The sequence below is a fragment of the Pseudomonas sp. FG98 genome, assembly GCF_057808595.1.
Map to the genome: position 1 here is coordinate 16,648 of NZ_JBMDIJ010000042.1, position 26,428 is coordinate 43,075.

The window sequence follows — 26,428 nt, forward strand, 5'->3', positions numbered from 1 at the left end:
TTAGGCTAGATTGCCTCCCGTATATCTGTGTCAATTCAGCAATCTACCACCATACGACCTCCCACTTTGAAAGGACTCACATGTACCTCCGTAGGCTAGACGTCAGCGGTTTTAAATGTTTCGGTGAGGCGTTCACCATCGAGTTCAACGACGGGTTGAACGTCCTCGTCGGTGAAAACGGCGCAGGGAAGACAGGTGTGATCAGCGCTGTGCGGCAGCTGTTCAACGACTCCGAGTCTGGCAAGCGAATGATCAGCGAGCGTGACTTTCATCGCGGCTTTGACGCCGGCGCCGTTGGAGCGGAGCAGATCCACATCCAGGCCACTTTTGGCGATCTGGACGCGAATGATGCGGTAGCGTTCGAGGATTGGTGTGGACACCACGATGAGGCAAAGCTGACGTTCGAGGCTCGGAATCAGGAGTCCAGGGGGCGATTTAAGCATTACTCGTACGGTGGCCACGAGTACACCAACCCATTGCAGGCCGAGACGCTCGACCTCATACACTGCATCTACCTGCCGCCGCTGCGTGACGCCGAAACCAAACTGAGAGAGGGGCGACAGTCCCGGCTAGCTCGCCTGCTCAAAGCCCTGTGTCGCAGGGATTTGGAGGCAGCCCGCAAATCACATGAACCTCACCCCTTGGAAAAAAGAGTAGGGGAGTTCAACCGCGAGCTCGCGGAGAGCGACGAATTTGCCATCAAACTTGCTAACCAGCGCATCGGGGAAAGCCTGAAGGCTGCCCTTGGCCTGCACCTCTCCCAAGGCACGGTAATACAGTTCTCGGAGGTGAGCTTCTCGCGGATCGTGGAAGGCTTGCGGCTGCTCTACTTTCCGGATCTCAATCAGGTGGATCCTGCACAGTTCCGCTCGCTTGAGGAAAACAGCCTCGGCTACAACAACCTCCTGTACATCGCGTCGATTCTGGCAGAGCTGATCCTCGAAGAGGACGAGGGGCAGGGCGAAAAAACCTTCCTGCGGCTGCTATTGATCGAGGAGCCAGAGGCACATTTGCATCCGCAGCTCCAACTTCGTCTGCTTCGACATCTCAAAACAGTCGCAGAGAGACGGGGTATCCAGGTCATCATCACCACCCATTCGACCGTGCTTTCGGCTGCCGTCTCCGTCAATCACATACTCCACATTTCCAACGAAGGCAGACCTCGGGCAGTGTCGCTGCAGGGCTGTGGCCTGCCCGATCCCAGTCGGCGCTTTGTCGATCGGTGGCTGGATGCAACCAAGTCGAATCTGCTGTTCTCCAAAGGCGCGATTCTGGTTGAGGGCATTGCCGAGGCGATTGTCGTGCCAGAGCTCGCACGCTTCGTTCTGCGCCAATATGGCGAGGGCAGGGACTCGCTGGATGATTACGGTGTCTCCGTGATCAACCTCGGCGGCATCTATTTCAAGCATTTCATGCAGCTCTTCTGTGACGTCACCGGTGAGCAGCCTGGCGAAAACGTGCCCATCAGATGCGCCGGTCTGACAGACAATGATCCGCCCAAATCCATTCTGTCCATTGATGATGGCAAAGGCGGGAAGAAGGATGTGCCCTACCAGCCTCATGCCGATGACTACCAGCTCGGTGAGAATCCTGCGCTAGGGCTCCAAACCGTCATCAACGAGTCCGAATTCGCTCGTCTGTTTGCCGGCAAATACAAAACGTTTGAGTACGACATTGCCCTGGAGGGTAACAACCTCCAATCGATGCTGCCCGTTGCAGCCAACCTATGGCCGGCAGAGCACGGCCCATTGGTCAAGAAGCTCAACAGGGACGCCGAGCTTGATTTCGAATCGATGAAGCCAGAAGCGAAGGCGTCGTATGCGCACGCTCTACTGGAGCGGATTGACACTGATCAAATCGGCAAGGGTGTTTACGCGCAAGCTTTTGCCGACAAGCTTGAAACCCTCGAAGGCGAGTTCGTAGTGCCGGATTACATTCGCCAGGCTGTCCTCTGGGCTTGCGGCCTGCAGGAAAGGGCAGAGCAATGACTGTGATCGATGATGGGGGAAAGTCCGCGGCTGCTGATGAGTTGGATTTTACGCGCGAGCAACTGAATTACCTTGACGCCCCTCTAGATCGACACGTGTACCTGAAAGCGTGCCCTGGTAGCGGCAAGACAGAGGTGGTTGCTGCCATGGTGTCAAAAGTCGTGGGCGAATGGTCTCTCTTCCCCGCAGGCATCGCAGTGCTGACCTTTTCGAACAGTGCAACGGATGAACTCAAGGGCAGGGTACACAAGCACCTACGCGAGCCCATTGGCTACCCGCATAGCATTTCTACTTTTGACAGCTTTGTGTTCACTCGGCTCGTGGGGAAGATCGCACACGACCTGACGGGCTACAAAGGGAAGGATGGGGATTACCGGATCCGTATTCTTGAAAAGTCAGCGAAGATTATCCCTACGCGCAACCCCATATGCGGTCGACGAATCCCAGCGTGTCGGTATAACTACGACCTGGATTCAGCTCAGTTTGTCTTCTCAACCGGTGAGCGGTCGCTGGATCAGCAGCTCAACGGCTCCATCATCGACAAGGCCACCCGGCAAGACCTCATTGATACCAAGAGAAAGCTTTGGGAGGCAGGCTTCGCAACCTACGGTGATATCGACATGCTCGCCCTCATGGCACTGAGGGAGGCGAAGTACGACGCCTACTTCACCCGGCTGGCCCGCCGATTCCCGTTGGTGATAGTGGATGAATGCCAGGATCTCTCAGAAGAGCAGCTCAGGATCGTCGAAAAGCTCCACGATCGAGGGGTCAAATTTCATTTTGTCGGGGATCTCAACCAGTCGATTTATGGCTTTCGAAGGTCAAACCCGGAAAGGGTCGAGAAGCTGATGGACAGGCTCGATTTCAAATCGTACGAATTGACGGCGAATTGGCGAAGCGGGCAGGCGATCGTTGACTTGTGCAGCAACCTACTTGGGATCGGTCAAATCAAAGGCAACCCCAAGATAGCCTCAGTAGTCCCGCAAATTCTCGAATACCAGCAATGCCCGTCGGAGCTGCTGCCCATCATTCGCGATCTGACCCGGCAGTACCAGAGGGTCGTGCTGGTTGCCCGGGGACATACCACCCTCCAGCGTTTACGCAGTGGTGATGCATTCGAAGGTATAGAGGTACTCGCAGTCGCGTTCATTAGCGCCAGCACCGGCTCACTCAAGGACATTAAGGAGAGCCTTCGGTCGTTCGCCAAATGGCTTACTGGCAAACTGGAGATGCAGGTAAGCCGTGCAGGGCCTTATTGCCCGGTCGCAATGGAGTCCAAGCTGGCGTGGCGGCAGTTCATCTACGAAAGCCTCAAGTTCATGGCCGCCAATGGAGCTGCAGACCCGAACATGACGTGGTCTGCCTGGGCACGGAATGCCAAGCTTGCGCTGCGCCAGCTACCTGATCAGGCATTCGTACCCGCAGAGATTCGTGAGGATCTGGAAGGCCTACGTGAGCTGAATATAAGTGCCCGGGCCGGAGAGGGACAAAACCAGGTCTCAGTTCGCCTTCTGAGTCACGACCGCCAGGAGTACCGGCCGGATAGCCTACGTTACGAGACCATCCACCAGGTGAAAGGCGAAACTCACGATGTCACGGTTCTCGTTTCATCGCAGCAGCCAGGCGTTCATCTCTCGCATTGGCGTGACTGGTTGCGCGATCGCAGTACGGAGGCCGCGCGGTTCGCCTACGTTGCCAGTTCACGGCCACAGCACAGATTGTTCTGGGCTGTGAAAAAACTAAAACCCAAGGAGCGAGCAGTACTGACACAGCTAGGATTTGATCTCACGTAGCCTAATCTGCTGCCGCTCATGAGGAAGACAATTCGCTGGGGCGGCCATATTTCGAAAGGAGTACAAATGTACTCTAGTGCAACGCAGCAAAGGGCTCACGCCGATGGGCAAGACCCTTTCAGAAACTAACACGGAGAGAAGACCATGGCGGACGGTGAGCAGCAGCGCGAGGTCGTTTGGGACGAGGAGAAAGAGCTTGGGGAAGCCCAAGGCGCCTTATCAGCCGCCATCGAGAAAAATACCTCCAGTGCGCTGGCGATCAAGGCAGCCATTGGAGTGCTGGAGAAGCAGATCGCCGCAGAGCTTGAGGAGTCAGTGCAGGCAGTCAGCGACCTCAAAGAGCTCTCATCGAGTATCAGGTTCGACCTATCCACCATGGATCAACGAGTCGCTGATAAAGCCAAGCTCAGCGACGAACTGAAACGGCTAGGGACTTTACTGCTCGAAGAGCAATCAGGATACACGGCAGAAAGCTTTGAAGAGGCTGTGACACCGTTGGTGGCAGAAATTCAGTCTATCTTGGAGCGCTGGGGTTTCCCTGGCTACCTCCCGGTCGATTTCGATTTCAAGGCTAGAGACATCACTATCGGTGGCAGCGCTCGTGGTAATTTCGGGAAGGGCTATCGTGCCGTCGCCTTCTCCGCATTCGTGCTGGGTTTGATGAACCTGCTAAAGCTTTCAGGACGCCATCCTGGTTTCGTCGTGGTGGACTCGCCGCTGACTACCTACAAGGAAGGGGACGACCAGCCTGAGGATGAGGCCGATGCCATCACCGGCGACTTGATTTATGGATTCTATCGAGACATTGCAGATAGCTTTAGGGACTCTCAGATCATCATCTTCGAGAATAAAGAGCCGGATCCGTCTGTGATCCCGATGCTCAATTACCAGCATTTCACGAAAAATCGGAACAACGGTCGATATGGTTTCTTCCCATTGAGGGATTAAGCACCTTACTCCCGTAGTGATTGATCACCACGATGCGACGTGGTGGTTGTTCCAGGGGCCGAGCAGGCAGACGTGAAGCGGCCCCACCTCTCCCATCTTCGTGAAAAGCACAGTCATGTAGGGGGAATGCCTGGACGCTCAGTCAACAGCGTCCTTCCCCAACCTACTGCTGCGCGAATCCTTGAACTGCGCAGGTGACGTCATAGCGTGCGTGGTAGCCGTGAGAGCGCACTTTACTGAAGGTTTCGGAGAAGGGCGTGAAGTAGTACACCAGCTCCTGATGATGTGCTTGGTGATTACCGATCCGATAGCCGACATAGGAGCCAGGTACGAATGTACCTTGGTGCGAGTCAAGCTTAGAAATTCTCCTTCTCGTCAGGTCGCTCAAGGAGACCGCATGTATAAGAACGTGAGTTTTACGGCTTGCGAGCTATTCGATCGAGCCTGGTCTACACCGGTTCTGAGGTTGGCGCGGGAGATTGGTGTTTCAGATGTCGCGCTGAGTAAGGCATGCAGGAAGGCTGGCATTTCACTGCCGGCTCGTGGACATTGGGCCAAGCCCGCCGAGAACCGCCCCAGCAAGCCCGCTCCGCCGAACTCTACCGAGCTGATTACGTTTCGCGTATTGGACAGGACGATGCTACCTCCAGCGCCCAAACCGCCCAAACCGCCCAGCACTCCCAAGCTAGAGAAACTCAGTGTGCCGGACAAGTTAATAGACCCCCACCCGCTGGTGCGTAAATGGCTCCAGGCTGTCAGGGCTGCGAAGGATGTTGAAGGACGGGTGGAGCTACGGCGCGAGCGGGTGTTGTATACCCGTATTTCGCGTGACATGGTCGATCGCGCTGCATTGCTTCTGGACGCCTTGATAAAAGACAGCTCAATACGCGGATGCAGTTGGGCGGTGGATGATCACAACCGAACCACGGTAACGTTCGACGGGGAGATGGTTTACGTGACCCTGCGAGAGCGTATTGCAAAAGCAGTGAGACCTCCGCCACCCCCAGAGCCCCGGCCCAGGCGGCGCCGGATGCGTGAGCCGGTGATGTGGTTGGGGCAACGGGAAATCTACGCCTATAGCTCGACTGGCGAATTGACGCTGATTGCTCAAGAAAAGCCAGACGTAGGATCACAGAGGAGCTGGGCAGACAGTAAGACGGGCCACCTGGAAGACAAACTTCATCAGTTCTGCACAGGTCTCGCCAAAGTAATAGAGCGGATGAGAGCGTATCGGGCGAGCATGGAGGAGTGGCGCCGTCAGCGTGAGAGTGAAGAAGCCATTCGACGCCAAGCAATCATGAAAGCAGAGCACCAGCGAGCGCTGCAGCTGCGTTTAGTGGAGAACATGGAGAAGTGGGAGCAAGCGGTACGCCTGAGAAGGTTCATTGATGCCGTAGCAGCTGGCATTGGCGAGGTCAGCGAGGAGGAGGGGCGTCATGTGAAGGCGTGGGTAGAGTGGGCGAGGGAGCACGTCGATGTACTCGACCCATTAGGCAAAAACGCCACCACCTCACTTGACTGAGCGAAACCCAGGGCGCCGCTGTACTCTTCTAAAAAGAGCGCCCATATGGGATGCCCTCAGGCGACCGACCATGCCCCGCGCTTGGTTAGGATAGTTGCCGGAGGTAAGCGTCCGGCGAACTCACCTTCCTAACTCCAGCTTTAAGGGCGATGGTGTCCGCGTATTTTTAAGCGGACGCGATCACCCTTATCGCCAGGATTTTCATGCGCCAACGAAGCTCTTATCCCAAACCGTTCAAGGCCCAGGTCGTTCAGGAATGCCTGCAACCTGGCGCAACCGTGTCCAGTGTCGCCATCAGCCACGGCATCAATGCCAACGTCATTCGCAAATGGCTGCCGCTCTACCGAGACCAGTCCGCAGCAACCTCACTACCGGCGTTTGTTCCTCTAAAAGCCGCACCTAAATGGCCAGTCGAAGCGTCAGTGATCATCGAGCTGCCCATGGCCGGGCAAGTGATCACGGTGAAATGGCCAACCTCGGATCCTGAGGGCTGCATGCTGTAAACGCCGGCCATTTGGCCGGTCTACTTGTCGTCGCGTTGTGCCTGCTCTGTCACAATCGGCGGTATGACTTCCTCGCCCAACCTCGACCAGATGACCCCGGAACAGCTTCGTGCCTTGGCGGCTCAGGTGTTGCAGTTGCAGTCCCAGGTCGAGGCGATGAGCAGGAAGATCCAGAACGATGAAACCATCATCGAACAGCTCACTTATGAAATCGCCCTGCTCAAACGCCACAAGTTTGCCAAGCGCAGCGAGCAAATCACCCCGGCGCAAAGCAGCTTGCTGGATGACCTGCTCGACACAGACCTTGAGTCTATCGAGGACGAGCTAAAACAGCTCCTCCCAGCTGCGCCACAGGCCGAACCACGGCAATCCCCGAAACGTGCGCCCTTTCCGCCGCAGTTTCCACGCACGGTGATTCGTCACGAACCCGAAAACACCCAGTGCGCCTGTGGCTGCCAACTTCAACGCATCGGCGAAGACGTCAGCGAGAAGCTGGATTACACGCCGGGAGTGTTTACCGTTGAACAACATGTACGTGGCAAATGGGCCTGCCGTCAGTGCGAAATACTGATCCAGGCGCCGGTGCCAGCGCAGGTTATCGACAAAGGTATCCCGACCGCTGGCCTGCTGGCTCACGTGATGGTGGCGAAGTTTGCCGACCACTTGCCGCTGTACCGACAGGAGAAGATCTTTGGCCGCGCCGGGCTGGCAATCGCCCGTTCGACCTTGGCCCAGTGGGTTGGGCAAACCGGCGTGCGGCTCCAGCCTCTGGTCGATGCACTGCGTGAAGCGGTGCATCGACCAGGGAGTGATTCACGCTGATGAAACGCCTGTGCAAATGCTTGCGCCTGGCGATAAGAAAACCCACCGAGCCTACGTCTGGGCCTACAGCACTACGCCGTTTTCGGCGCTCAACGCGGTGGTTTATGACTTCAGCCCAAGCCGTGCTGGCGAACATGCACGCAACTTCCTGGGCGACTGGAACGGCAAGCTGGTTTGCGATGACTTCGCTGGCTACAAAACTGGTTTTGAGCAAGGCGTCACTGAAATCGGCTGCATGGCCCACGCCCGTCGCAAGTTTTTCGATCTGCACGTGGCGAACAAAAGTCAGCTGGCTGAACAGGCCCTGCACTCGATCAGCGGTTTGTACGAGGTCGAACGCCAAGCGCGGGACATGAGTGATGAAGATCGCTGGCGAATACGTCAGGAAATGGCGTTGCCAATCCTCAAAACACTGCATGACTGGATGTTGGCCCAGCGCGACTTGGTGCCCAACGGGTCAGCTACGGCCAAAGCCCTCGATTACAGCCTGAAACGCTGGGTAGCGCTGACGCGCTACCTGGACGATGGGGCTGTGCCCATCGACAACAACCAGGTGGAGAACCAGATCCGGCCTTGGGCGCTGGGCCGCTCGAACTGGTTGTTTGCCGGATCGCTGCGCAGCGGTAAGCGGGCGGCTGCAATCATGAGCCTGATCCAGTCAGCGCGCATGAATGGGCACGATCCGTACGCCTATCTCAAGGACGTTCTGATGCGACTGCCGGCCCAGCGGGCCAGTGAAATCGGACTCTTGCTACCGCATCAGTGGAGGACTGCCGCTGCTTCATAGGCAGAGCTGTGCGACCACATCATCTGATGACATGACTTGAGCATATTCGGAGCCCAGTATGGCCAAGGTCAGCTCATAAACGGTTGATGCGTCCCAACACGTTCCTTGCGGCCCGATTACGGGTACAGCAGTCGTGGCATCCGCAGGAAGAATAATTTCGTACCCAAGCGCTTTCCCGGCTCGAATAGTGGCATCCATGCTGTTATGAACCACAACGCCGGTCAAAACAATGCGTTTTACTTGCATGCTTTTGAGAATGGCATCCAATCGGGTTCCTATGAATGCGCAGTTCTCATGCTTGATGATGACAATCTCGCCCTCTACCGGAGTCACTTCTTTCTTGATCCCATTCCAGGGGCCATGAACGTGATAGCTGGAGGTGGGATTCTCTTCATCATGCTTCACATGAAGAACAGGCCAGCCATTCGATCGCCAGTGCCGCAGAAGGCGTTGGATTGCCGACAAATAGCCAGGGTGGCTTTTACCGTTCCAAACAGGCTGATCGATAGCATCCTGAACATCGAGGATAATCAGGGGGATGCTAGGCGTATCCTTCATGTGGGATCGTCTCCTTACGATGGACGCTTAGTGTGCTGTAACGTCTTCCAGTCAACAAGCAGCGCAGTCTCGCTAGGGTGCCGGTGCTGACAAAGAGGCTACTAAAGACGGGCTGCTACCCCGTCATTGGATTCCGGCCCGGCTCACGCAAGGTGAATTGGGCGGACGCTTACTGCCGGAGTGCCAAATCAGATTGACTGTAAACCACTTGGGAGACTATCCCGTGTACCCTGAGCAAGAGTCAGACAGAAACGGTGAAGCATCAGGGAGGCCGGACAAGTTATGAGTCATGCAGACGAAATCACTCGGGATGAGCCTCAGCCTACATCTGAGCGCCAGGAAGGGGCAGCTAGTGCGGCTTCACTGTGCCATTGCGGCATCATCATTGGCTACCATGGCATGGGGGAAACGGGTGATTTGGTTTTTGGGTGATGTTCATGGGCGCTTTGATCATGTGATCAGGCTGGTGAAGCTTCACCGTCCCGAAGCAGTGGTCTTCCTGGGTGACCTAGAATGCAGTTTGCCCTTGAACATGATCCTGCGCCCGATCCTAGAGCAGACAGAGATCTGGTTCATTCACGGCAACCATGACAGCGATCGTCCGGCCTACTGGCATAACCTCCATGGCTGCGGCCTTGCTGATCGCAGCCTGCATGGCAGGGTAGTTGAGATTGCTGGCCATCGTATAGCGGGACTGGGTGGCACATTTGAGTTGCAGGTTTGGCTACCAGGCAGCCGTGATACCGGCATCCAAAATTACGGGGACTTCCTCAAGCACCTGGCGCTGAGGCCACAGCACGCAGACATTCTCGCGACGAAAAGACAGCATGCGCAGTCAGCAATCTACCCGGATGACTACTTCGCACTCGCCATGGAGAAGGCGGATATTCTGGTCTGTCACGAAGCTCCCAGCTGCCACCCATACGGGTACCCAGAGATTGATGAATTAGCTCTGGCAATCGGGGCCAGGACGGTCGTGCACGGTCACCATCATGACTCGCTTGATTACCGACAGGCATGGCCGAAACTGGGATTTGAGGCACACGGGGTAGCATTTAGATCCATCATGGCCATCGATGGCTCGATCATCACCTGATAGGTTGATAACGGCGCTGGCGCCATATAACCAGATTTCATGTGCTCCGACCCACGTACTCCATGAGCGTTTAATGCCCCAGCCTGAGTTTCCTCCCCGCCCGGCAAACCCGAGCCACGTCGAGTGAGCACTGTAGATCTCGGACGCAAACCTGAGTTAGCGGAAGGGCCATTTGCTGATCTCTTACGATTGCTGGCGCTATCATCAGAGCATTGACAGTGCACGGATATCCATCACCTGACCGACCTGCAAAGGTAAAGCCGCGGCTGCCGCAGCAAGCCGTACTGCATCATGAAACCTATACGATCGCCGGCGAGGAGCGCGTCCTCTCGGAATACGATGCGCGCCTGGGTGCGTTCTATCAGCGTGAAGGCATGAAGGCATCGGGTTGGTCGGAGCAAGTGGTGAGCAGACTGCGGAATGTTTCGAGTCTGCATGGACGTGAGGAGCTTCTGGGTGAGCTGGCGCGGATGGGCTTTGGGCTTCGCTGATGCGCTAGTCTGCCCGCGCATGCTCAGCCTTGCTTCAACTGACCGTGAAGGGGAATGCCTAAAATGGCCATGCTCCGCTTGCGACGAAGGTGTTATACATGAGCGGAGCCGCTCAAGTAGTGCGCTCAACTAATGCCTGACATAGCCAACAGGAGCGTGGATGCGCACCGCTAGACGAAGACTTGAATGCATTGATAGACAACAGCCCAGTAAACACAGCCAGGGTAGCTGAGACGATGGTGGATCCCAGGCCTCGCATGCTGAGACCTAACGACTTGGCGCTCTTTTTGGATTACGACGGCGTGCTGCACCAAGACGCTGTGTACCGCACAAAGCACGGCCTGGAGCTGCGCGCACCGGGCGAGCTGATGATGCACGCCCACATCCTCACTAGCCTGCTGCAGGACTTTCCAGAGGTTCGGATAGTGCTGTCCACGAGCTGGGCCAGGCTCCTGGGCTACAGCCGAGCGAAGGCAGCGCTGCCGGCCGAGCTGCAAGCACGCGTGGTGTCGGCTACTTGGCACTCTCGAATGACTCGATCCCCTATAGAGGGATACGACAGTTTGTCGAGGCATGAGCAAATACGTGCCGCTGTTACACGCGCCGGCATCACCCGTTGGCTGGCAATTGATGACGATCCTGATCGCAGTTGGCCAGCTCGCGACCACCGCCTAATACGTTGCGAACCCACGATGGGACTAGGCAGCGAGGCTACTCAAGTGGAACTGCGTACCAAGTTGCAGGCGCTGGTAGACACCGCTGCTGGCTAGTACTGATGACCACCAGTGCGCAGGAGGAGATAACCCGATTGATCCGGGATAACAAGCGGTTTCCGAAAATCGCCAACAGGCCAAAAAGGCCTCGCACCATCGCGAGGCCCTCGAACGTCTGCAGGGTGATCAGGGCATTGAGTGTGCGTACATTGGTGGCATTCGTAACGACATCGAAGTCGTTGCCAAAGCGCTGGCGCTGCCGCCCCAGGTATATCCTGTATTCGGTCTGTGCGTCGGCTACCAATCTCCTGACCGACCAGCGAAGGTAAAGCCGCGGCTGCCCCAGCAGACAGTGCTGCACCACGAAACCTACTCGGCCGCCGCCGTTGAGCGGGTTCTCGCGGACTACGATGAGCGCCTGGGTGCGTTCTATCAGCGCGAAGGGATGCACTTCCAGTTCACATTTCAATAGAGGCCGACATGTCCTTCACTCATGCGCACCAGACAGCAATGGCCGAGCAGCGCAACAGGGGGCGGTGCCTCCACTACGAAAATGGGGCCCGCTGCGACGCCATCATCTCCGCGCACTCAATTCAGAAGGGTGGCCAGCTCAACCTGATCGTAGAACAAGGTCATGTCTACCAGCTGTCCGCCGATCTCACCACGTTGAAATCCACCGGGGGTAAGCCTCAACTGAAGAAAGTGGGCATCAACAAGGTGTCCACCTTCCGTGGCATGTGCAAGCACCACGACAATAGGTTGTTCGCACCAATCGATGACAGACCACTGGCATTCGATAACGAACAGATAGCTCTCTATGCCTACCGCAGCATTTGTCGTGAGTACTTCGTCAAAGAAAACGCCGCACGCTCTCTAGCAGCGATGATCGATCACCCTGACGTACCTCAGGCAAACCGCCAATTGCTGGTGGACTCAGCCCAAGGGCAGGCGTTTGGTTTTCAACACCTCCATCGACACAAGCTCATCTACGATGCGTCGATCTCACAAGGTAATTTCGCGGAGTTTCGATTCATCATTTTTGGGTCGAGCTCCCCTTGCTCGGTACAGGCCTCAGGGCTGCTTTTTCCTGATTATGACTTTCTTGGTCGCAAGCTTCAGGATCTCGGGCCGGAGGCCGTGGCGCTCGACTTACTGACATTCTTTACCGCCCCCACGAAGGACGGTTGGGCGTATGTGCTCGCCTGGCATGAGTCGAGCGACCAATCCTGTCAGTGGGTGCGCGAGTCCATGCAGGAAGGTTTTAACAGGGGGGCAAAGCTAGAGGATATGCTGATGCGGCTTTCGCTGGCCTGTGAGAATCATGCTGTTCGAATCTCCTGGTGGGACGGGTTACACCCATCGGCCCAGAGTGCGGGACTTGCCGCACTCTCAGTGGGGACTGACCCACGAGTGGCAACACCACCAGACTATCTAGCGCATGGCTGTGAAGGACTTGCTGACTGGACGTTTGAGTATGTCCAGGACGGAGCGGAGATCTAGATCACCAAAGTGTCTAGGTAGGTTCAGGCAGGGGATGCAATGCCGGACTGAAAATCAGACACCTGATCCCATCCTGTCCTCTTCTCACGGGGGCACCTCGCAGCCAGATACTCCCAGCTCACTGGCTGACAGAGATTTCATGGACATGATGCGTGGCAGGGCAATGGATCTAAGAGCAGCTGGCGCTGAGTCGTGCAGCTCTGAACGCTGTCAACCCGAAGCAGGCCAGCATTAATAGTCAATTAGCACTCCCAGGTAGGGCCCGGATGGCTTTAGGACTGACGGGGTGGATGTGAATCTGACACCGACACCCTGCGGTGACGACCGCGGGCGAAGAGTGCAAGTGCCAAAATCAATACTGGCATTGCAATCACCCACTGATGAATAGTGTGTACTCCGAAACCTGCTGTTGTAGCGGCAAGGCAGCCGATGATCGAGAATATCGCTGCCAAAGCTACGCCACCCAACGCAAATGCGGTTCCGCCAGTGGCAATACCGAGTGTTCCTGTTAGCAAAAACGTCAGCCAGCCTAGCAAAGCACCTGTAGAACCACCCAGCACGATCCCTCCGATCCCAGGCAATACAACTACGGTCGCCGTGCCTAGAGCAACGGCTAAAGCCAGGGCGCCGAAAAGCAGTATCGTCGCGAGCAACCACTGTGTAGTACGTCTGATCGGCTGCCAATGCCTGTAGACGCAGAAGCACAGAAGGCCAACAGCGAAAGTCATTACGAGGACGCGTACCATTAGAGCACCGGTAGGACAGGATAGGTTTTCAGTTTAGACGGCTGCTGGCCGTCAGGACTACCTTGTGGACAGTTGAAAATGTCCGCCGGACGCAGTCTGCGACCTCCGCTAAGTAGTCGAGCCCAAGCTTTGCCGAGGGGGCCGACGCGCCTATACTGGCTTTTTGCTTTCGAAAGGTAGGAAATTCTCACTTTTTGTCAGCTACTACAGACGCGGATGCATTGCTTGGAATGGAAGCCCGCATTCCAGCACGCTCAAATTTCCAAAGGAGTAGGAGATGAGCATTTTCAGCTGGCTGTTCAACCGGCCGAAAGCCGTTAAATCCAATACTGCAGTAACGCACCAGCCTGCTCAGGCTCAATCACAGGACGCTCATCCGGATCCACGTCCAGATCCTCAGATTGAACGAGATGAGTTTTTCCTCACTGTCGAATCCCTTGATTTCTCCGGCATCTATCAGCTGTCCAAGTCCAAGAAGTGGGCGATCGCCTGGAGAGACTCCGATCCGTCAGCGGGTCGGGGAGGTCACAGAGAATCTGGCTTAGGGGCCTACGTGCTTGCAGATACGAGCAGCGGTACCTTTGCCTGCCATGGAAGTATGCCTAGGCCAAACAATGGCCACGTGTGTGACACCGGCGTGTTTTGCCTGGAAGATTGGCATTTTGGGAGCACCCTGTCTGGGACGTTCAGCGTTTTCGATCCCAGTGGTTCTGTGATCCTCGCTAAAGAGCTAACGGCCAATATTCTCACCAGCGGTATTTCTAGGCACGGGAAATACGCTTTCTGCGCCACCGCCAACAGCCCAACCGATCATGGCAACAAGGTCTTCCTGTTCGACCTGGTCAATCGGATCGAAATGTACAGCGTCACGCCTAGGGCCGGATGGCCTGACAGCTACGAAGTGGACGAGGGTGCCGGGGAACTCATGGCGCAGTTCAAAGACATGGGGAGCTTCCGGTACAACGTTCACGGCGAATTCATGGATGCTGATCAGCTTGGCGATGCCAACCTCAACTCCTCCCATTACGACCGCATCATCCTCGCCGCGGAAAAGATCTTGGGGGAGGTCGACCTGACAGACGAGCGCATCCAGGAAGTCCTAATCGCGGTGCAGCGTGCCCGTACACTCGGCGCCGATGAAAACCCTGCCTGGAGGCCCACAGCGCTCAAAGTTCAGGGGCTTGCACACGACCAACTGGGCCAGTACCCCGAAGCAGTCAAGGTCTATGAGGAAGCGCTGGCCTTGAATCCAAAAATTGGCGTTAAGCGCAGGCTGGCTTCAGTGAGTAAACGCATCAACGCTGAGTAGTAGGGGCCGCAGCCCATTGTTACAGCCATTTTCACACCGGGATTGACGATCGCTTGGCGCAGCGCACTTGCCCCTGCGAAATCAGGATGTACCGCGACGCTGCCTTAACGTACTGATGGTTCATGGCTGTGTGGTCAGGAATGACACTATTCTGAAAACAATTCTTCTAAATGCAACCGGTTAAGTTAACCCAATCTCACCTTGGAAACCGGGCCAGGCTGGATTGGCTTCTTCCGGGAGTGGCCGAGCCTACTGCCGTAACTATCATCCCCACGCTTTAAGTAAGGTTAAAGAAAATTGAGTAGCTCCCACACTAAGATACTTGATGAAAAACAAGCTAAAGACTCCACCATTCAGGCTCTATTTGGCGTGACTCTGGTGGTCTTCATCATGTTTTGCATCGCAATTTCATGTAATAGCGGCGATGATCCTGAGCCCGAAAAATTTGCCCTTTTTATGTGTGGCGTTTTGCTAGGCTCAATTTATGTGTTCTTGGGTTTGGTAGAAGTCACTTTAATGCATCGCATCATGAATCTGAAATCAAGCTTGTTGTTGTGGGCCTTCTTTGTGGCATGCCTAGGCTACATCGCTAGGACAAAGGCATCAGTGGACATCAACACCATATTTCACATGGAAGCCAACGCTTTTCCGATGACCTTGATAGCAGCCACCTTGTTGCATATGATCAACTCCCTGTTTTGGTTTTTCTTTATCTCAGGAATTGTGTGCTTCCTTCTAGCCGGTTGCTCGTCCATGGAGGGGCTTCATCGTGGTAAAGGGGCCATGCTCATAACCTGCCAAGTCGTGACAGGGCTGGCATTCATGATCATCGCTTGGTTTTCGCATTTCAAGATTGACAAAGAGGGTGTGAGACATCAAATAATTTACAGAGTCGCCCACTCCGTAGATTTCAATGCACAATCTCCCTGTGCAAATATAGACAGTTCCACGACGGCTATGGTGTTTTTGGATGCCAACAAGCGCTTGGCTCTGATCGCCCCGACAATAGACGAGTTTGCAGGTTTCGAGTGGAGAATAGTGCCTTATCTGCGCTCGGTTCCTATTCCAGAAAAATTCCAGACAGTCGTATGTGAATATTCCGTCTCAAGCGAAACTCCGACTGCGCCTTGGGACATCGAACGGCATCAGTAGAGTATTTTTGGGTTGAGCCTGGTCGGTCACTGCATTCGCGGCCGGCCAAATCCTGGGGTTTCAGCTCACTGCAAGCCGATGGGGTAGCCTAGCCCCATTCGTGCTTCGCTCACTTTTCATCAGACGTTCTCGTTGTACCGCTATTGAGGAAAGATTGGAGTAGGGCGCACCTGCCCGGCAGGCAGCGTTAACCGACCTCGTAAGCTACTAAGCTAAGCATCTGCCTCGCTCAATCCATAGTTATCCTGCTTGGATTAAAAACAGGTAAAGAACTGAGCCGCCATCAAAGATGGCAACCTCAGCCGGCACCACAAGAAGCGGAGAACCTTGGCCGTGCTGATTGTTTTTCTCAATCCATGCTTCAACTGTAAAAATTCAAATCTATCGTGCCAGTCAGCCCCCTCAGAGACATAAGCGCTCAAAGCAGATGAAGTGCGCCTAGTTTACTGATCCCTGTGATCGCTGCCGCTCGTTCAGCAATGCATTGATTCTGCAAGAGGATTGAGCCTCATCTATTAAGTACACTTAGTATACTATTAGGATGATAAATGGCGCATTGCCACTCCCCCTTACCTTGCAAATTCCAATGCTGATTTTTTAGTTGAGGTAACTATCCAGTTAAGAACCGATGAAGAACCACCTTGACAAGCTTGGCTGACGGCCTACTCTCAAGCCCACAACGCCGATGAGCAGGCTTGCTACATGGCTTCAGTAATGCGGGGAAAAGATCAGATGAAAAATGACCCCACAGTTGTGCAGGTAGACTTCACAGTCATTGATGTTCTTTTCGCCGACGAAGACTACTCCGCGGTAGAGCAGAACTACAAGCTAGTTGCTTATCAAGACTCCAAAACACGCATCATCCTTGATTATAGCCTGGTACCCATGAGTCCAGACGGCCTGAACGAAACAGATGAGGATGGGGAACTCCCAAAATAGCTGCTTCATGAGGCACAGAACCAAAACATGAGTAGATGAGGGGTGCCTCTAATTTCCCCTAGAATTTCTAAGCGTGAAGTGCGGATATACGGGCAAACAATATCAAGTTAGGTTTAATTAAAGGCACCTTTCGAACCATCCACACCGGCAGACATCCGATTCCGCTTTACAGGCAGAGGTAGCTATGACGACCCTTATTGATCATGCAGCTGATCACGCCGCAACCATTCTCGCCCGATGCGATGCACAAGTGGACTACTCCGCGCTAAACGAAGTGGTGGCGGGCTGTCTGGGGTATGAGACCTTTGCTTTCGTAACTGAAGAGGAGGGTGCGGCTGAGCTCTCTCATCATCTCGGGGAAGCCGAAGCATTGGTGCTCAACGTAAAGCTGGGTTCCGAACGAGCAGTGACCATCTGCGGCGCATCGGAGCCCTGCCTGACTGCATGCCTGGAGGGTCTTGAGCAGGCAGCCAAGATGATCACCCGGGAGGGCAAGGGGTCTTGTATGTCTGTCTATCGTGGCTTCAAGGACTTTTACTTGCGGCATGCGCATGACGATATTCACCGCCGTTTAATCGAGGAAGGGCGTGAAGACACCACCTTCAGCACCCTGCACCCTACTGATGACGACGAGCCCTCAACGTTGTGGACTGCGTCTGATCGCTGGGTGTTGACGTGCCATGGCACATGCAAACACGGAGATGGGAAGACACACGCCACCACATGCAGCGTTACGTACGCAAAAGCCGGTCGGGCAGGCCTGGTTTTCGAGACCTTCGAGTCTAATTTCAGCCAGCTCGAAAGCTTGCATGTCTCGATTGAAGTGGTAGTGCCGGATATTCAAGTCGTGGCTGAGGATGGGACGATTTGCCGCCCCCGGGTGACGTTGATTTTGGATAACACAAGCATGAGGATTTTGAAAAGCGCGGTTGGTGATAATGAAGACGCCACCGAATTGGCATTAAAGACTTTGGAACAATCACACGGTCGACCAGTGCAAGTGCATACCACTTCTTACGTACACCAGGGTCAACCGAAACGGCTCGTCGTTGACGTGGGCGAAGCAGACTGGAACGAATCATTCAAGAAATGTTGCGAGCGACATGGGATTGAGGTAGAACCGCGATCCCGCAGACCTCAAAACGGAGGTTTGATAGAGCGCTTATTAGGATCTCTCAGCACCACTGAAATCCACCGTCGGTTCCATGATTGCGTTTACACGATGGAGGATTTTTTGCGATTGCTGACGGCTGAAATTCGACGCTATAACGATTCCGTTAGCGAGCGAAGCTGCCTTACGCCAGGTCAGCGATGGGCTCAGTTTTACGGCTCCCTTAGTGGCAAAAACTGACCCACCAAGTCTTCCGTGACCCACCACATGACCTTATCCAACCCTCCAGAGCCGTTCCCGGTTGAAGAACGGCTTTGTCTGGATGAAAATCAGCAACCATTGAGGTCAACGGCCATTACCCCGAGAGCAGGTCATGCACCACACTCTCCAGTTTGCTGCCCATCCGAGCCTAATGCAGGCACCTCACTTGCTGTCTCTACCTGGGTGGCAGTCAACATGGACGGGGCTGCTACTGACCAGAATGGGACTACGAAAGCGTAGGTGATCTCCGCATTCAGCTTCACCAGCTTGCAGGGACGCTCCGCTCGCTGTTCAGCCGCTTGCAGGCTTTGCTCAATGGCTCGACGAGCCGCGGTACTGATTCTGTATCTGTGGAATTTGAGGAAGACCTGCTCAATGGCCAGCTGGCGGAAGCCTTCTGGACAGTGAGGGTGTCTGAACAACGGCTCGAAGCAGAACTCAAACAATTGGAGCATCACACCTAGGTTGCAGCGGTTCTGCATGAACATTCCGCACACAAAATCTACGAGCACGGGTACTGCAGTGGCGAATGCAAGGTGCTCTTCAGCCAGATAGCTACGAAGGCGATTGATGCCGAAATTTGCAAACGCCTCACCCTGATTCATCATGACGATGAGATCCACCGCCCGAACCGAAACAAAGCTACGCCTGGCCATGATGAGTCGCATTACGGCTCGGGAATACTCCTCCTGCGTTAGCCCGTCTGCCCGTAGAGATTCCCTCAGCAACATTTGAGTGGACGCGCCAACGATACCCAGCATGCTGGCAAGATCGCGTAACCGCGCATCAATCGACAAAAGACCTGCACCATACTCTTGGCAAGCGAGCAGGACTGCATGGTCTTCATCGCCCAGGATGTCCTCAAGCATCTGCATCTGCTCGGACGCCTCAGGCGGCCCGTATGCCGGCACCACCTGACAGAACGCTTCGATTGCCGTCTCAATCGATTCGAGATACTCACGATCTTTGCGCCAAACGTCCTCAGTAATCTCCTGCATGCCAAGTTGGCCATCGTGGGAAAAGAGCGTACCGCTCTTTCGATAGTGGGCCGATTTCTCTAACTTTACGTCCAACAGCTGCTTGGTGGCAGCTGTCACGTACAAACGAGGAAAAAGCTCCAGGACATCGAGCAACCCCAGGGTTGCAAGCTCCACCAGCATAGACAGGTCAATGAGCCATGCCTGATCGTGGGATGTGTCCGTCGGGAAGACATCATGGGGGCCTAACCCCGTCGATACTTGGAGAAGCGCCCCTTCATCAGGCCAACCCCTCACCAGCTCAATGACGTCCGTACCCAGCAGGCGTGCGAGCAGGCCTAGGGTGGCGTGATGCTGACCGTACAGGCTGATGGTATTGAGGCTCTGAGATTTCTTTTGCTCTAGCTGATCGACGAAGAAAGCCGTATCGATCTCGCCGTCATCCCGGGTTGGAATACTCATCGCCACGACTGTCTTGCTCGGGACGACCGAATTGGACACGCGCTCGTAGGAAAGGTCGATCAGGCGTCGATGGAGGGTGATGATCCGTTTCACCGTGAGCGTCTGCTCACCGACCACACTGCTGACGGTTGTGGTATCACCAACTTTCAAACCGAGCAGTTGGGCGGCCCGCGACGAGTCCGCGGCAATGAATTCACCTGCAGGTGCCAGTGGCGGCTCAGAGGCGAAATCGATTGAGACATATCCAGTCCTGCCGGTGCTGTCTTCAAGCTCGACAGCGGTGCCTTCCTCAACCGCAGAGGGAAGGGCATGAACGACCTCAATCTCCTTCGTTGCTAGGAACATGAGAGAGATGTGGCCAGCTGCTGCTTCAACATCCTCCCCATTCAACCGCATCGCACGGTAGATGCGGTCAAGGCCACGTTCCTGCAGACCTCTACTGAGCTCTGCGTTGGCCAGCTTCAACTGTTCTTGAGCGGAGCCGCTCAGTTGTGCAGGTAACCGGGCAAGAGCCTCATCCATCCGACCATGGCTTTCGTTCGCCAGAACTTGAATGAGCAGTAACCAGCCTGCGGCCTCACCAGGACTTTCAGCGACGAGCAACTCAGCCATCTCGCGCATTCTTGGCCAGTCACAGGCCTCGCCGTAAACACTCAATGCCACTTGGCGGGCGTCTGCTGAGTGTCGCCATTCTCCCGGAAGTGATTCCAATAGGTCTCGAACTTTGGATCTTTGACCACTGAGCGCGTAGCAGTGCAGTAAATCAACATGCAGGGGACTGAACGAGTCTCTTGGTAGGAGGCGTTCAAGCATCGCAATGGCGTCATCGTAACGCCGCACATGAAGCATCCATTGCGATGCCATGGATAGATCCAATAGGTCAGTGCTCTGCGGTGCGAGCTCAGCAACGCGATCCCCGAAGGCCTGACGCATCTCCTCGTTGCCCGCATACGCCCGAGCAGCAAACACAGCATCACAGATACTGCTGTTTTGCGGCGTGATACCTAGATGGACGAGCTCATTCCGCACGGCCTCGTGCTGATCTTCGCGTAACAGCAACTCCCAGTGCATATGCCTCAGCATTCGGGCCGCTTTACGAGAGTCATCCGTATCAGGCTGACTGACCTGAGCACGGTAAGCCTCGGCAAGCAGCTCCGGATTGTTGGCGATCAGGCACGCTTGCCCAAAAATCACACGCGCTTCATCTGAGAGCTGTTCGACACGTTCAGCGCAGCAAGCAACGGCTTCGCTGTGACGCTGGAGATCGCAGAGCGCCTCCAACTCCACCCTAACCGTTAATTCGTCCTCGGGAACATGACGCTGCCTGCCAGCTTCGATCATGCTCAACGCTTGAGCTGGCTCACCCAGCAAAAGATGCGCGTAAGCCAAGTGGAAGACAATTTCGGTTTTTGTCCTGGGACTCTGCTCAGCCCATAACACACCCTCGCGGTCATCAAACTTCGACATGGCGTCGAGAATCAGCGCACGCCGATCTTGGGGCTGCGATCGCGTGTTCACGTGGAAGGGGTTTGCAGTGGCCAATCGAAGGACAAACCGGAGATAATTTTCGAGTATGAAAATTGAGCTGTCAGGCTGCTCCATAGCCGTTCGGATGGCACCCACCGCGCCTTCATCATCCCCGGCCCCGGCCATTGAGCTGGCTAGCATCTGCCAAGCTCCCGACTTGTCACGGAACGCCTCAGGTATTTCTTCGGCCGTCAGCTGCTCTCTGTTTAAGAGCCTCGCATTAGTCAGTGCCACCCAGACTGAGTACGAATCCGGGAAGCGCGCGATGGCCTCCTGTCCAACCTGGATCGCAGTCTGCACGTCATTCTTGAGCATCCACGCCCGGACGAAGCCTGCCGCAATACGCTCATCGTCCTGGTAAAGGCTGGCAGCCATTTCTAGGTCTGCCGCGGCCTTAACGTCATCAGCCAAATGCCAGAAACACATTCCACGGAGGAAATACCATCGGGCCTGTTGGTGCGCATCGTATGTGTCAAGACCGTCTTCGACCACCTCCAGCTGAGCAAGCGCATCGCGGTAACGGTGGTCGTTGTGCAGTTTACTGATGCGATCGAGCTGGCGAGAGGCGAGGGCGTTATCTGATGCCGGGTTCGCTGGCGGAAGCTCATCCGCGAGGAAGCTACTCGTGGCAGGACGGCTATTTGAAAGAAGGGGTGCTAGGTATTCCGCTAGAGGGGCAAGCTGGGTGTGCCGCTCTTGGCTAACAACTACAGTGCCCAAGCTCAGGTCTTTGATGGCTTCACGCATGAGCCGCGCCCTGTAAAAATCTTGAGCAAGTCCTTCCAAGTGCAAGTGAAGTGAGGTCAGGTCGATTTCTGCGCCACTGCCATTCAGCTCAGCACAAACGCCGACTAGCTTCGCCCACACAGCGCCACTGTCTTTATGGGGCAACGTGTGCTGGATCAGTTGCTTCTGCAACCCAACGTCATGGCCACGATCCGAATCCAGATCATGAGGGAAAAACTTGAGGTGGAGCGCAAACTGCCGCAAATCTTCGTCCGCGACAGGCGCTTCGTTGTAGTGCTCAGCAGCAGCTCTAATAGCTGCGTACGCAGCCCTGTTCCGTTCATTGCTCCCTTCAGCATGAACGCGGGTGTACCAGTTGTCGTGTGACAGCGAGCCAAGCGCAAGCCGCACAACCTCCACAGCACTCTCCATGTGCGATGAGCTGGCAACGTGATAAACGATCAGATTGTCGTCGACACCTCGTTGGAATGTCGGCGCTTTGAAGTCGAGCCAGGCGAGGCCCACGGACTCTTTGAACGCTTCGTTGCTGGCAATCGCCCGAGGCGACCGCTTCATCTGCATTCTAATGGTAGCTTTCTGGCCGGAGCCAGGAGATACAGCCTGGATCACAAGGTCGTCGGTGTTATGGCCGAACGTCCTGCCTTGGAACAGCAGGGTCTCGATGACAAAGCCCTCACGCAACCCTGCACAGTGGTCGCCAAGGCACATAGCGAGTAGGCGCACTGCCTGGACACGATGTTCGAACGCAACACCTCGTCCACCCGTAGAAATAGGGCTTGCGACCTGTTTCTGCGGGCTTTTCGATTTAGAAGCGGGAGCTTTTGCTGCCTTAGTCCGTGGAGGCCGTGCCATACCTGGTTCGCGCAAATGAGATGCTGGCCATCTTATCACCGGAGACATGGGCGGAGTGGCATTAGAGATCCGATCTACTTCCAGGCCGACAGCGGCGCCGACGAGGTGAGCTGAGGTGACGTGAGGTGAGGGCTTGCAACCATGGGCGGCGGGCGGTTCGAGAGTTCACAGGCTTACCATTTATCTAAGGCACGTTGAAACCCAAAAACTGTACATGCATACAGTTATTCTATTCTCCCCGGGTTTTGGTAACCATCCCAGCATTCAAGGGCAGGGCACCAGTGACCGTCAGCGCCTAACTCCCGCCCATTGAAAAGAGCTGAAAACCCCGTGTTTTGGGCCATGGGGGCTTATCTGCTTGTCCCTGCAGAATGCTAGACGGAGGCGCGGTGTAGTATAAGTAGGACATGGCGCGTTACTGGATATGCATACAGTAAACTTTGGGCCGCAAGTCTATCCTCACATCGATGGCAAAACTCTGGTAGGTAGTCGTGGCTCTTCACGTCGTGTACGGTAACCACTCGTTCGATCACGCTACGCCATGAGCAGGTCATTTTTGGAGTTCCGTGGATGAAAAGGAATGGACGCCGACGCCGGGCACGACTTGGCATCGCACGAATGATTACAAGGCTCCAGCGACTTGAAAAACGGGGCCAAGCAGCAAAGCACAGTTTGCGGCAGCGCCTTTGGGAGAGCATGGCCGTACTTCTGCGGGGTTAGCTGGAGCTAGGATCGAGAGCAGCAACTTATCAATCAACAGAGATCCCTGAAGGGAAGGGCGCTGTAGCAACAAGAACGCTTGCACATCTGAAAGTACAACGTGATCGTCAGGCTTTCATCTGGACTTCTAGTGCGGATTGGAATTACACCAGTCGCTTCATGGGTCGACAACTGCCCACTTCACGGTTTAACCAGTGTCAGCTCGCTTTCATCTGCCAGCGGATTCACATAGAGCTGAGGGATATGAGCCTCACCGGGGTACTTCATCTCTAGCTGCGTGACAGCCCTGTCAAATGCCTGGTGAACGTCCTGTCCAAAGCCGATCGATGCATAGAATCGCGCCGCGAAGTCCTTGGCTGCCACATCGGCGATAGCGCCATCCATGCCAATAGCGGCGAGAAGGTGCTCGGAACATTGTTCAGCCAGTTCATGGGAGTGACAGCAGTTGAACACAGCGACCTTTAAGTATCGCTTGCTGCCCGCTACCGCGCGAAGCATCCCCTGCAACGGCACCACGTGTGGCTCACCAGTCGGCGTTTCTACCACTAAGTGTCCACCAGGGGTGCCATGTCCGCTGAAGTGAATGACAGCAGGCTCGCTCTCGTCCAGTGCTTGAAGGATGTCTTCAGCCTGCACTGCCCAGTGCGAATCTACCTTCAGCGCGTCTCGATGTTTCGAGGCGCGAATATGGGCGTTTACCTCACGGATCTCATTTTGCAGATCCAGCGCTTTCTCAGATTTGCGACCAGGGTCGGCACCGAAGAACAGAATCTGAATTTGCTCAGGTGGTTCCTGAAGCTTTGCCAGTTCCCGTTCAAGCCCATCTGCACGAGCCACTTGATAGGCGAGGCCGACTTGGAGAGAACCGAGCTGGCGACTCTTCGCTTGAGCATCCTGAAGTGCTTTTCTTTGTAACCGCTCCTGCTCTGCCTTGAGCTTACGCGCCTCGTTAAGCTGCTCACGCTCCAGGGCCTTGTCTAGCCGCTGCTGATCGGCAGTGAGGCGTACCATCTCGCGATTAATCTCAGCGACGATTTTCGCAGCATCCGTCTCGGCCTTGGCTCTCTGGCCGTCGTACCGTTGAGCCTGCTGTTGCTTTGTTTTGGCGGTCGCAGCAGACTGTGCCCGGGTTGCCTCCACCGCAGCCTTTCGTGCGGCTTCCCCATGCTTTGCCGCTTCATGGATTTTTCGCGAATGCGCCTCTCTCAGGCGAGCGATTCGCTGCTGGTGGCCACGCACCAAACTGCGATAGTGATTAGAGCTCATGACTTTCCCTCAGCCCCTGGCGTTGTAGCGGCAGCTTGGCTCATCAGCGCTTCGCTTGACCAGTACTTTTGTGACTCGCCGACCTTCAAATTGAAGGCGGCCAGACGGACACCTTCATGGACGACACCCTTGCTTACCTGAAAGATCGCTACAAGGACGAGCAGGCCCGGTTCGATCACTTCGAGAACAAATGCGCTAAATTTCTGACGGCTGTTTCGGTAGTGATCGCCGCATTGACGGCGCTCGCCAGCGCCAAGGGGAGGGTGCTGTTCACCCTCAACAACCCGTGGGACTGCATTGCTCTTGGGTGCTTTTTTGCTGCAGCTTTCTGTGTAGTGTGCTCCTGGGGCCATGCCCTGAGCGCTCTGAGGATTCGGGAATGTCCAACGCTGCCATACAGTCGTCAGACTGTAGAATGGATGAAAGCTGCTGAGGCATCAGATCACCAGCAGCATGTCTACAACTGCTACATAGATACGTTGGAAAAGCTGAAGTCGGCCATCGACGAGAAATCCAAACCTCTAGATTTTGCCTACAGTGAGATGGTCTACGCCGCTTGGGCGTTGTCGCTGTTGGCAGTAATCAACATCGGCAAGGAGCTATTTGTATGAGTAACGACCAGAAACCCAAGAATCAGGAAAACAAGACACCACCGCCGCCGACCACTGAATATCACCGACGCTCCGAGGAGCGCCCGGTGAACCGAAAAGATCAGTCAGACAGGCGTTGATCAACGCTTAGCGGTGCATGAGAGGCTGTGGGCAGGGAGCGACTACGTAACCCATGATGCCGCCAGCCTCGGCAGCCCCTCAATCACCCAAATCGCCGGCACGTTGTTGGCCATCTGACCGAGGCAAAACCTCCCTGGACTGCGATAGCAAGCGGAGCGCGCAGGCGTGAGGAGGGAACCCGCCAGGGTCAAGACGCGCGCTCTGCGGGCGGCTTGATTCACGACAGCCGTGCTCGAAGAGCCACGCCCACCCCCATGCAGCTCCTTTCGTGCAGGGAAAAACGAAGAGGAGGGCAAATGGCACTACTAACTAGCGTGGGAAATTGGTAAGGCACGTATCGACCGACGCACCTGGCTAAACGTTAACTGCTCGATCTTCGATGCTGTTTCTGGGGCGTTCGGGAGCGCTGAATCGTCTCTCGCTGCATCAGCAATGCCGCCACGTAGCCGCCGAATCATTGCCTGTGCGCATCCTGTTGGCATTCCTTTCGATCTTCGATTTTCCGGAAGCGTGTAGGCGTCAGGAAGTACGTCCCTGATCGAAACCCCGCGTGATTGAACGTAGTCTTTCAGGATCAAAATGAACTGAAGGCACAGAGGCCTCTGAGTTTCCAGAGGAGCTCCAGGGTTATCGATGAATACCCACGGACTACAGCGAGGCGGATCACCACGTTCTGGTGGACGCGGATAAGTCATGAATTGGCTCAACAAACCGACATGCTGGTCATTTGCGGACAAATCGGCCAACGGAATCGTCGTGTATCTCGCCACTGCCAATACAAACCTGCACACCTGAAGCTCATCATCAGACTGACATTTGCTCTGCAGGTGTTCGAATAACCAATTTATCTCGTGAGGCAACAGGTTGGAGCTCTCCAAACCCTTGCTATCAGGGGCTTCCGGAGGCT

20 protein-coding genes and 1 pseudogene are annotated in these 26,428 nt (G+C 55.3%); 17 read left to right on the top strand and 4 right to left on the bottom strand.

Annotated elements, in window-relative coordinates; genetic code table 11:
* The first annotated feature begins 80 nt into the window (after positions 1-80).
* The 6 genes and pseudogenes from ACODSK_RS21225 (at position 81) to tnpC (ending at position 8,363) form a co-directional block, all read left to right on the top strand.
* A complete protein-coding gene (locus tag ACODSK_RS21225) occupies positions 81-1,988 on the top strand; it encodes an ATP-dependent nuclease (protein WP_489018911.1) in 1,908 nt (635 codons plus the stop codon).
* A gap of 41 nt (positions 1,989-2,029) precedes the next feature.
* Positions 2,030-3,781: a UvrD-helicase domain-containing protein gene (locus ACODSK_RS21230; protein WP_489018954.1), complete on the top strand. Its 1,752-nt coding sequence runs from the start codon at positions 2,030-2,032 to the stop codon at positions 3,779-3,781.
* 144 nt (positions 3,782-3,925) lie between these two features.
* Entirely contained in the window at positions 3,926-4,729 is an 804-nt protein-coding gene (locus tag ACODSK_RS21235) for a hypothetical protein (protein WP_489018912.1), read from the top strand.
* A gap of 397 nt (positions 4,730-5,126) precedes the next feature.
* Positions 5,127-6,251, top strand: a complete 1,125-nt coding sequence (locus tag ACODSK_RS21240) for a hypothetical protein (RefSeq protein WP_489018914.1) — start codon at positions 5,127-5,129, stop codon at positions 6,249-6,251.
* A gap of 203 nt (positions 6,252-6,454) precedes the next feature.
* The gene (tnpA, locus tag ACODSK_RS21245) at positions 6,455-6,754 is read left to right on the top strand and encodes an IS66-like element accessory protein TnpA (protein WP_489018915.1); all 300 of its coding nucleotides are present in this window, start codon (positions 6,455-6,457) and stop codon (positions 6,752-6,754) included.
* Between the two features lie 63 nt (positions 6,755-6,817).
* Positions 6,818-8,363, top strand: a pseudogene (gene tnpC, locus ACODSK_RS21250) (IS66 family transposase).
* Here tnpC and ACODSK_RS21255 read toward each other — a convergent pair.
* On the bottom strand, positions 8,358-8,921 hold the full coding sequence (locus tag ACODSK_RS21255) for an isochorismatase family protein (RefSeq protein WP_489018917.1): 564 nt from the start codon (positions 8,919-8,921) through the stop codon (positions 8,358-8,360). The pseudogene tnpC and the gene ACODSK_RS21255 overlap by 6 nt on opposite strands.
* Positions 8,922-9,210: 289 nt before the next feature.
* On the opposite strand from ACODSK_RS21255, the gene ACODSK_RS21260 reads away from it, so the two are divergent.
* The 5 genes from ACODSK_RS21260 to ACODSK_RS21280 all read left to right on the top strand — a co-directional run bounded on the left by ACODSK_RS21260 (position 9,211) and on the right by ACODSK_RS21280 (position 12,721).
* On the top strand, positions 9,211-10,017 hold the full coding sequence (locus ACODSK_RS21260; RefSeq protein WP_489018919.1) for a metallophosphoesterase family protein: 807 nt from the start codon (positions 9,211-9,213) through the stop codon (positions 10,015-10,017).
* A gap of 218 nt (positions 10,018-10,235) precedes the next feature.
* Positions 10,236-10,508, top strand: coding sequence for a hypothetical protein (locus ACODSK_RS21265; protein WP_489018921.1), 273 nt, complete (start codon positions 10,236-10,238; stop codon positions 10,506-10,508).
* Between the two features lie 257 nt (positions 10,509-10,765).
* Entirely contained in the window at positions 10,766-11,278 is a 513-nt protein-coding gene (locus tag ACODSK_RS21270; protein ID WP_489018923.1) for an HAD domain-containing protein, read from the top strand.
* A 295-nt stretch (positions 11,279-11,573) separates the two neighbouring features.
* On the top strand, positions 11,574-11,693 hold the full coding sequence (locus ACODSK_RS21275) for a hypothetical protein (protein WP_489018925.1): 120 nt from the start codon (positions 11,574-11,576) through the stop codon (positions 11,691-11,693).
* An 8-nt stretch (positions 11,694-11,701) separates the two neighbouring features.
* On the top strand, positions 11,702-12,721 hold the full coding sequence (locus tag ACODSK_RS21280; RefSeq protein ID WP_404698209.1) for a hypothetical protein: 1,020 nt from the start codon (positions 11,702-11,704) through the stop codon (positions 12,719-12,721).
* A gap of 272 nt (positions 12,722-12,993) precedes the next feature.
* Here the strand turns inward: ACODSK_RS21280 and ACODSK_RS21285 are convergent, their stop codons facing one another.
* The gene (locus ACODSK_RS21285) at positions 12,994-13,449 is read right to left on the bottom strand and encodes a hypothetical protein (protein ID WP_489018926.1); all 456 of its coding nucleotides are present in this window, start codon (positions 13,447-13,449) and stop codon (positions 12,994-12,996) included.
* A gap of 295 nt (positions 13,450-13,744) precedes the next feature.
* Between ACODSK_RS21285 and ACODSK_RS21290 the strand changes: the two genes are divergently transcribed.
* The 4 genes from ACODSK_RS21290 to ACODSK_RS21305 all read left to right on the top strand — a co-directional run bounded on the left by ACODSK_RS21290 (position 13,745) and on the right by ACODSK_RS21305 (position 18,218).
* Entirely contained in the window at positions 13,745-14,776 is a 1,032-nt protein-coding gene (locus ACODSK_RS21290; RefSeq protein ID WP_489018928.1) for a tetratricopeptide repeat protein, read from the top strand.
* 297 nt (positions 14,777-15,073) lie between these two features.
* Positions 15,074-15,928: a hypothetical protein gene (locus ACODSK_RS21295; RefSeq protein ID WP_489018929.1), complete on the top strand. Its 855-nt coding sequence runs from the start codon at positions 15,074-15,076 to the stop codon at positions 15,926-15,928.
* A gap of 702 nt (positions 15,929-16,630) precedes the next feature.
* Complete coding sequence (locus ACODSK_RS21300) at positions 16,631-16,867, top strand: hypothetical protein (RefSeq protein ID WP_489018931.1); 237 nt, start codon at positions 16,631-16,633, stop codon at positions 16,865-16,867.
* A gap of 184 nt (positions 16,868-17,051) precedes the next feature.
* The gene (locus tag ACODSK_RS21305; protein ID WP_489018933.1) at positions 17,052-18,218 is read left to right on the top strand and encodes a hypothetical protein; all 1,167 of its coding nucleotides are present in this window, start codon (positions 17,052-17,054) and stop codon (positions 18,216-18,218) included.
* Positions 18,219-18,349: 131 nt separating this feature from the next.
* Here ACODSK_RS21305 and ACODSK_RS21310 read toward each other — a convergent pair whose 3' ends face one another.
* On the bottom strand, positions 18,350-22,675 hold the full coding sequence (locus ACODSK_RS21310) for a PIN domain-containing protein (RefSeq protein ID WP_489018935.1): 4,326 nt from the start codon (positions 22,673-22,675) through the stop codon (positions 18,350-18,352).
* 1,029 nt (positions 22,676-23,704) lie between these two features.
* Complete coding sequence (locus ACODSK_RS21315) at positions 23,705-24,790, bottom strand: hypothetical protein (protein WP_489018937.1); 1,086 nt, start codon at positions 24,788-24,790, stop codon at positions 23,705-23,707.
* A 116-nt stretch (positions 24,791-24,906) separates the two neighbouring features.
* On the opposite strand from ACODSK_RS21315, the gene ACODSK_RS21320 reads away from it, so the two are divergent.
* Positions 24,907-25,401 carry a hypothetical protein gene (locus ACODSK_RS21320; protein WP_489018938.1) on the top strand — a complete coding sequence of 165 codons (495 nt, stop codon included), beginning with the start codon at positions 24,907-24,909 and terminating at the stop codon, positions 25,399-25,401.
* Complete coding sequence (locus tag ACODSK_RS21325) at positions 25,398-25,520, top strand: hypothetical protein (RefSeq protein ID WP_489018939.1); 123 nt, start codon at positions 25,398-25,400, stop codon at positions 25,518-25,520. The genes ACODSK_RS21320 and ACODSK_RS21325 overlap by 4 nt, the downstream gene beginning before the upstream one ends.
* Positions 25,521-26,428: the final 908 nt, after the last annotated feature.

Coding starts and splice junctions, on each gene's coding strand:
- ACODSK_RS21325 (WP_489018939.1), top strand. CDS start 25,398: ATGAGTAACGACCAGAAACCCAAGAATCAGGAAAACAAGACACCACCG.
- ACODSK_RS21300 (WP_489018931.1), top strand. CDS start 16,631: ATGGCTTCAGTAATGCGGGGAAAAGATCAGATGAAAAATGACCCCACA.
- ACODSK_RS21260 (WP_489018919.1), top strand. CDS start 9,211: ATGCAGACGAAATCACTCGGGATGAGCCTCAGCCTACATCTGAGCGCC.
- ACODSK_RS21305 (WP_489018933.1), top strand. CDS start 17,052: ATGACGACCCTTATTGATCATGCAGCTGATCACGCCGCAACCATTCTC.
- ACODSK_RS21255 (WP_489018917.1), bottom strand. CDS start 8,921: ATGAAGGATACGCCTAGCATCCCCCTGATTATCCTCGATGTTCAGGAT.
- ACODSK_RS21240 (WP_489018914.1), top strand. CDS start 5,127: ATGTATAAGAACGTGAGTTTTACGGCTTGCGAGCTATTCGATCGAGCC.
- ACODSK_RS21315 (WP_489018937.1), bottom strand. CDS start 24,790: ATGAGCTCTAATCACTATCGCAGTTTGGTGCGTGGCCACCAGCAGCGA.
- ACODSK_RS21290 (WP_489018928.1), top strand. CDS start 13,745: ATGAGCATTTTCAGCTGGCTGTTCAACCGGCCGAAAGCCGTTAAATCC.
- ACODSK_RS21225 (WP_489018911.1), top strand. CDS start 81: ATGTACCTCCGTAGGCTAGACGTCAGCGGTTTTAAATGTTTCGGTGAG.
- ACODSK_RS21235 (WP_489018912.1), top strand. CDS start 3,926: ATGGCGGACGGTGAGCAGCAGCGCGAGGTCGTTTGGGACGAGGAGAAA.
- ACODSK_RS21320 (WP_489018938.1), top strand. CDS start 24,907: ATGGACGACACCCTTGCTTACCTGAAAGATCGCTACAAGGACGAGCAG.
- ACODSK_RS21285 (WP_489018926.1), bottom strand. CDS start 13,449: ATGACTTTCGCTGTTGGCCTTCTGTGCTTCTGCGTCTACAGGCATTGG.
- tnpA (WP_489018915.1), top strand. CDS start 6,455: ATGCGCCAACGAAGCTCTTATCCCAAACCGTTCAAGGCCCAGGTCGTT.
- ACODSK_RS21270 (WP_489018923.1), top strand. CDS start 10,766: ATGCTGAGACCTAACGACTTGGCGCTCTTTTTGGATTACGACGGCGTG.
- ACODSK_RS21280 (WP_404698209.1), top strand. CDS start 11,702: ATGTCCTTCACTCATGCGCACCAGACAGCAATGGCCGAGCAGCGCAAC.